The sequence below is a fragment of the Thermodesulfobacteriota bacterium genome, from assembly GCA_034189135.1.
Classification (GTDB): domain Bacteria; phylum Desulfobacterota; class Desulfobacteria; order Desulfobacterales; family JAUWMJ01; genus JAUWMJ01.
On the sequence record JAXHVO010000022.1, the window covers coordinates 22763 to 29063 of the forward strand.

Annotated in this window: 7 protein-coding genes; 5 read left to right on the top strand and 2 right to left on the bottom strand. The window is 42.6% G+C overall.

Going from position 1 to position 6301, the window contains the following annotated elements:
* Nucleotides 1–47 precede the first annotated feature (47 nt).
* Nucleotides 48–524: a hypothetical protein gene (locus SWH54_02910; protein ID MDY6790198.1), complete on the bottom strand. Its 477-nt coding sequence runs from the start codon at nt 522–524 to the stop codon at nt 48–50.
* Nucleotides 525–849: 325 nt separating this feature from the next.
* Between SWH54_02910 and SWH54_02915 the strand changes: the two genes are divergently transcribed.
* The 4 genes from SWH54_02915 (at nt 850) to SWH54_02930 (ending at nt 3724) form a co-directional block, all read left to right on the top strand.
* Nucleotides 850–1863: a hypothetical protein gene (locus SWH54_02915; GenBank protein ID MDY6790199.1), complete on the top strand. Its 1014-nt coding sequence runs from the start codon at nt 850–852 to the stop codon at nt 1861–1863.
* Complete coding sequence (locus SWH54_02920) at nt 1850–2563, top strand: enoyl-CoA hydratase/isomerase family protein (protein MDY6790200.1); 714 nt, start codon at nt 1850–1852, stop codon at nt 2561–2563. Before SWH54_02915 ends, SWH54_02920 begins: the two co-directional genes overlap by 14 nt.
* 282 nt (nt 2564–2845) lie before the next feature.
* Nucleotides 2846–3166 carry a hypothetical protein gene (locus tag SWH54_02925; GenBank protein MDY6790201.1) on the top strand — a complete coding sequence of 107 codons (321 nt, stop codon included), beginning with the start codon at nt 2846–2848 and terminating at the stop codon, nt 3164–3166.
* Between the two features lie 12 nt (nt 3167–3178).
* Complete coding sequence (locus SWH54_02930) at nt 3179–3724, top strand: nitroreductase family protein (GenBank protein ID MDY6790202.1); 546 nt, start codon at nt 3179–3181, stop codon at nt 3722–3724.
* Between the two features lie 83 nt (nt 3725–3807).
* Here the strand turns inward: SWH54_02930 and SWH54_02935 are convergent, their stop codons facing one another.
* Entirely contained in the window at nt 3808–4635 is an 828-nt protein-coding gene (locus tag SWH54_02935) for an MBL fold metallo-hydrolase (protein ID MDY6790203.1), read from the bottom strand.
* Nucleotides 4636–5300: 665 nt separating this feature from the next.
* On the opposite strand from SWH54_02935, the gene SWH54_02940 reads away from it, so the two are divergent.
* Nucleotides 5301–6227 carry an asparagine synthase-related protein gene (locus SWH54_02940; GenBank protein ID MDY6790204.1) on the top strand — a complete coding sequence of 309 codons (927 nt, stop codon included), beginning with the start codon at nt 5301–5303 and terminating at the stop codon, nt 6225–6227.
* Nucleotides 6228–6301 lie beyond the last annotated feature (74 nt).

The following is a 6301-nucleotide window of genomic DNA, read 5'->3' on the forward strand; positions in this document are numbered from 1 at the left end:
TTCTCGCTTGACGGGATCTTTGGTGGACGTGGCATTCGTTGTTCTAGTTAAGCTTTTTTGTAAAAGCCTTTTCGCTCACTGATGATTTTGCCCTGTTTTTTCAACTTATAAACGATGTTATGAATTTTTTTAGTGGTAAAGCCCGTTTCTTTTTGTATTGAGGCGGTATCAACCCCTTCCTTGTTGCTTGCAATAATATTCAAAACAGTATCGCCGGCAGTCATTTGTTTTTCTTTTTTTGCCTCTGTTTCTTTTTTCGGTTTTGCTTCTTTTTCAGGTACTGTTGCTGCTTCTGTTATGGGTGTTTCAACCGGGCTTTTGTATTGATCGTCTTCTTGGTTATCATCACTTTTTCCCAGGGTATCTTTAAGTTCATCAAAACCCAGGTAAATGGCCAGCCCGCCACCAAGCAAAAGCATGACAGGAATGAAACCGGCTAAAATTGAAAAAAAGGATTTCCACCAAATCAGCATACCAATAATACCGATGGCAGCTGCAATTGCTCCTCCAATTAATGTTTTCATAAGGGGCCTCCTTGAATTTTAAAACTGTCTTTCGAAAAATTCTTTCTTTTTTTTTAGGGTAATATCATGTTATGTGATAAGGGGTTTTCGAAATAGCCCCGGTCGTTTGACTTATAATAAGTCATTGAATACTTTTAAGTTATCAAGTTGATTATGTCAAGTATGCAACGCACTATTTAACGTTTAAACGAAAGCCATGGTTTTAAACAAAGAGCACCGGGGCAATAGGGCCTATCAAAAGGATTGAACCCTTCAGGCTATGAGCGATGTGCTGTGATCTACGATCTAATAAATTGCGAAGTCATTTATTCAAAGGCCAAGTACAGTGATCGAACCAGATATGACACCTCAAACCGTAACAGGACCGGATAAGAAAAAATCTGTAAGTGTTCATCGTGCTTTTATTTATGGCGCCAGTGCCCCCGGTCTTGGTGAAATCTATGCAGAGTCGCGCATTCGTGGTTTTGTTACCGCAGCCGTGTTCCTTTTTTTCCTGGTGTGGTTTAACTGGCTGGTAATCGATATGATGCTGCGTGTCATGGATATTCTTTTTCAAAGACTGAATCCGGCCAGGGGGTCTGTATTGTCCGACCTTCCCATTTTTTCTCTCGGGATCTCTTTTTTAGGGATGTATTTTATCTGGTTATGGGCCATGATTTCATCTGTGGCTGTGGCGGTCACGTATCGGCAGCAAAACGAACGGCCCCCACAGGAAAGTGTCCCTTGGGGGATCGCCATGTCCTGGTTTTGTCCGGGGGCGGGACAAATGTACACCGGCTATCGGCAATTCGGCTATATTCTGTTTGCCGCAAACCTTTTGGGAATATTGCTCATCATCCCTGCCTATACGCAACTGTTCACAAGTATTTCCCTGCTGGTTAAAAACCAGCAGATATCCGCATCAAATCCATATACACTGATCAATATTATCAAGGAACATATGATCATATTGGACTATAGTTTTGGCAACCTCATTCAGGAAACTGTCAGGTATGGCGCCATATCAGCTACAGTCTCAGCTTTAACCCGGAGCTCTTTATACCCTGATGAAAAATGGATCAAACCCTCTGCACCCTACGGTATCGGCCTTTTTGCCGCAGGGTGGTTGTGCCCGGGCTGCGGACAACTTTTACAGAAACGAGACAGGGCCGGCTGGTATGTTTTTGCCGGCTACGTGGGCAGTATTATAGTCATTGGTCTTTTGATTAAAACAGGTTTTATTTCGGCGATAAAAACGAACACGCTTTCATGGATATCGGTCTTTATCCAGTGGGGGGCGATGATCGAAGCCCTTTTTTATATGATAAAATCTAAAGGAGAGAAGGATGTCGTTTATTGAATATGCGTTGGATGAAAATGTAGCAGTGGTCACCCTAAACAGTGGAGAAAACCGGTTTAATCCTGACTTTCTCGGGGCTTTCCTCGATGTACTGGATGAGGTGGAAAATGAAACACAGGCCACCACACTGGTGGTAAAATCTTCCCATGAAAAGATATTTTCCAATGGAATTGATCTTGAATGGCTGGTCCCGGTAATACAAAAGGGCGATATACCCACAGCAAAAAATTATTTCTATCAACTGAACGCTCTTTTTAAACGGATTGTGACCTACCCCATGATTGCCGTGGCTGCCATCACCGGTCATGCCTTTGCAGGGGGTGCAATATTGTGCTGCGCCTTTGATTTCAGATTTATGCGTTCGGACAGGGGATATTTTTGTTTTCCTGAGGTTGATCTGGGCATACCCTTTCTGCCCGGCATGAACGCCATGTTAAAAAAGGCAATACCGCTGTATAAGCTGGAAGAGATGGAATATTCCGGAAAGCGCCTGACTGCCGAAGAATGTGAACAACACCATATCATAACCAAAGCCTGCCACATCAACCAGCTTATGGATGAAACGCTCGCTTTTGCCAAAACCATGAACAAAAAGCGGGCGGTCATCAAAGAGCTGAAAAAAAGGCTCAATAAAGATATTATTCATGCTTTGGATGTTGAGGATGTGCCATATATTGAATCAGGCAAGTTCAATATTTGACGGTCTTGTAAAATATCCAACTTCTGCGTTATGCTGCATTTCGCAATCATTCAACGTACGAAAAGTACGCCTCATGATTACAAAATTTGCACGCCTTGAATTTGAACCTTTTACAAGACCGTCATATTTGATCGTTTCCTAAAAGCAAAAAACACTTTTTGTGAAACGTTTTAGCTATATGATAAAATGGATAATTGAATTAATTTACACCCAAAACTTAACACATAGAACCTGATGAATTCGGCTTTTTTAAATTCATCATTATCTAGGGTAATTTTTAAATTGGCTATTTGCAAATTTTGCGGAAAGGAAAAAACCGGAGCAGCGTCCTGTATTGAAAGTTTTATTCTTATCGATAAAAAGAAATACAGACCCATACCTTATACCAAACCCACAAATATTTTTACCAAAAAACAAAATCAAACACGGTGTCCGGACTGCAATATCAAACCCGGAGGATATCATCACGTTGGATGCAGTATGGAAATTTGCCCCAAATGTAACAGAAGATGGGTTCAGTGCCGGTGCCAGGGAGTAAAAGTTAAAATTGATGACATCAGAAACCAGGAATGCAAAATCATCCGGTTTAATGAAAAAAAATAGAGGAGGAAAAGCATGTCAGATTTATTTGAAATCATCAGGGAAAGAAGAAGCGTAAGAAAATATGAGGAGAAGGATATCCCGGAAGACATCCTTAACCAGGTGCTTGAAGCGGTCAGATGGGCACCGTCTTGGGCCAACACCCAGTGCTGGGAGATCGTGGTTATCAAAGACCCATCGGTGAAAGAAAAACTGCAAACATCCTTTCCCCCAAAGGGAAATCCCGCAACCAAGTCTGTGGTGGCTGCACCGGTGGTTCTGGCCCTGTGTGCCAAGCTGAACAGTTCAGGATATTATAAAGAGATGGTAACTACAAAATTCGGTGACTGGTTTATGTTTGATCTTGGAATCGCTGCACAAACCCTCTGCCTTACCGCTCATGACCTGGGCCTGGGAACCGTAATCACAGGACTGTTTGACCATGACAAGGCAAAAGAAGTGATAAAAGTGCCCGAAGGCTACGAGCTGGTATCCATTATTCCCCTGGGGTATCCTGCCAAAAAATCTTCAGCTCCAAAGCGAAAAGAGGTGGCTGAGTTTATCCATTATGACGAATTTTAGTCTTTTCTCCCATTCTGGATAAGATTCTCCTTTTCCTTTGTTGTGGCCCTGAACGGCGCAATGTCACCAGGGCCACTTCATAGTTATACCACTTCTTTTTTCATTTTATAATGCCGGATGGCCGATCTCACCCCATTAATCATACTGACATTTCCCAAGCAAAAATATTTGATTAAATAATTCTCCTTTAGTTTTAGCGCCCTAACTATTTGTTTTTCTGTGTATCCTTTGCCCCAGAACTTGATGATGTTGCCATACAGCTCTTCTAGAAAGGCAAGTTTTTTTTCTACCCGCTTTTTCCCCTGTTCCTCTTTAGGGTAATGACTGCAAAGCAGCATATCAAAATCCAGTTTCAATATTTTCTTTAAAGATTTGATCTGGGTTCCCAAGTCTTCATCTGAACGGAAAAACTTGATTTTATCCGCCAGGTAAAGATCCCCTGAAAACAAAACACCCGCGTCTTTCAACAAATAGACGGTATGATCTTTTGAATGTCCCGGTGCATGAACAGGAACCATCTCCCCCCAAGCAGTCTCTATTTTTTGGGGAACAGGCTCTATTGTTAAAGGGGTTGTTTTTCCCCACACATATTTTTGATACGGCAGGATATTAAACGAGGCTTTCATTTTTTCCTTTGTCAACAAATGTCCAAATACCGTTGTGTCATAGCACTGCTTAATTGCGGCTGCATTGCCACTGTGGTCTTCATGATGATGGGTCAAAAAAATTCTTTTTATATTGTAGTCCCCTGCAATCTCAAGCGCTTCCTTTTGCATATGGGATTGTCCGCTATCCACCATCAGGTCGTCAAATATGTAACAATAAACCGTCAGCAAAGGCGGGCCAAACAGAGACCAGCCCAACTTAACTCCTGTGATTCCCTTAAAATCGTATTTTTTGCAAAATCTCATAATGCCCTTTTACTCAGTGCAATAAAGTAATTCTCAAAAATATGTTCCGTTTTAAATGAGGAAACTGTCTGAGTGTATTAGAAATCGTTAAGAAAGAACTTAAATGCAATATGGTTAATTTATTGTGGTCGTTGTCATACCGAAATTAATTATACTAAAGGCAGTGAGTTCTTTGTTTACGATTTCTTATATACGAGTTTCTCATCGTTTAAAACGGAATATATTTTTGAGAAACAGTATAAACTTAAAATTTGATGTTTTTATCCAGCTGTCAAGAATGATTCAATAAACTTTTCCATTTCGTTTTTACCAGCGTATATGGCAAAATGTCCATCGCACCGTATGTTCGCTTCAAGTGACAGCAGCAGTTCCCTGAAAATCTTAAGCCTTCAGTCTATCCACCTGAGTAGATACACTAAATGTAATATAAATCAAGAATAGATGCTCTGCATACTTTTCATGTCAATCTGCTTGATAAAATTTATACCGAAAACGCGTCTCTAAGAATGTTGTTCGCGTGCTCTGCCAACCCATAAACCTGTGTGCCCAAAAATTCCCCGGAAGCTGAGAAGAAGGAAACGTTGACTTAAAAACGAAAAATTAATAATAAAGAGGAAATCCTGGATGCTTGTCAAAAACTACTTAAATAAAAAGGAGACAGTCAAATGGTCAAGGAGATTGCCGCGCAAGAGCTCAACCCAAAAAACTTCATTGATGAGAAAGTCATAGAAATCCAACGAGTTGTTGGGGACGGAATAACGATTAATGCACTCTCGGGAGGTGTTGATTCGTCCACGGTCACGATGCTCGGTCATCGCGCCCTGGGAAACCGCCTTAAGACCGTGTTTATCGAAAACGGTCTGATGCGTGAGGGAGAGTCCGAAAAGGTGGTCGGTCTTTTTAAAAAGCTTGGCGTCACGGTTGATGTTGTTGATGCACAAAAAGAATTCTTTGCCGCACTCCAGGGAATCGCGGATCCGGAAGAGAAGCGCGAAGCGATTACCCAGACTTTTTACCGGGACGTATTCGGACGCCTCGTCAAGGAAAGTGGTGCAAAACATCTTCTCCAGGGAACCATATTGACAGATATTGACGAAACCGTTGCAGGGATAAAACGGCAACACAATGTTTTTGATCAGCTCGGAATCGACCCGAAAGAGTCTTTTGGCTATCACATCATCGAACCGCTCATTCAGCTTCGCAAAGACGGCGTGAGAAAGGTAGGTGAAGCCCTTGGGCTCCCGGCAGAAGCCTTTGACCGCATTCCATTCCCAGGCCCTGCACTCGCAGCACGTGTGATCGGTAAAATAACCCCGGAGCGTATCGAAACGGTTCGAAAGGCAACCGCTGTGGTCGAACGATTGCTCAAGGACACCGGTGCATTCCAGTATATGGCGATCCTACATAAAGACCGTGTGACCGGCATGCGGGACGGATTGCGCGATTTTGGTCAGCAGATCGAGGTGCGCTGCTGGGAGAGTATAGACGCGCGGGTCGCCACACCGTCACCGCTTTCTTACAAAATTCTCGAGGAACTCGCCGCCGAAGTCATGACCTCCGGCCCAGCCGGAGGCTTGCATAAAGCCCTATAAGGGCATCGATACTGATAACCCCTTAAGGGGTATTATTGTGTTAAAATTACTGTTCTGCGACCAAATCCATTTTT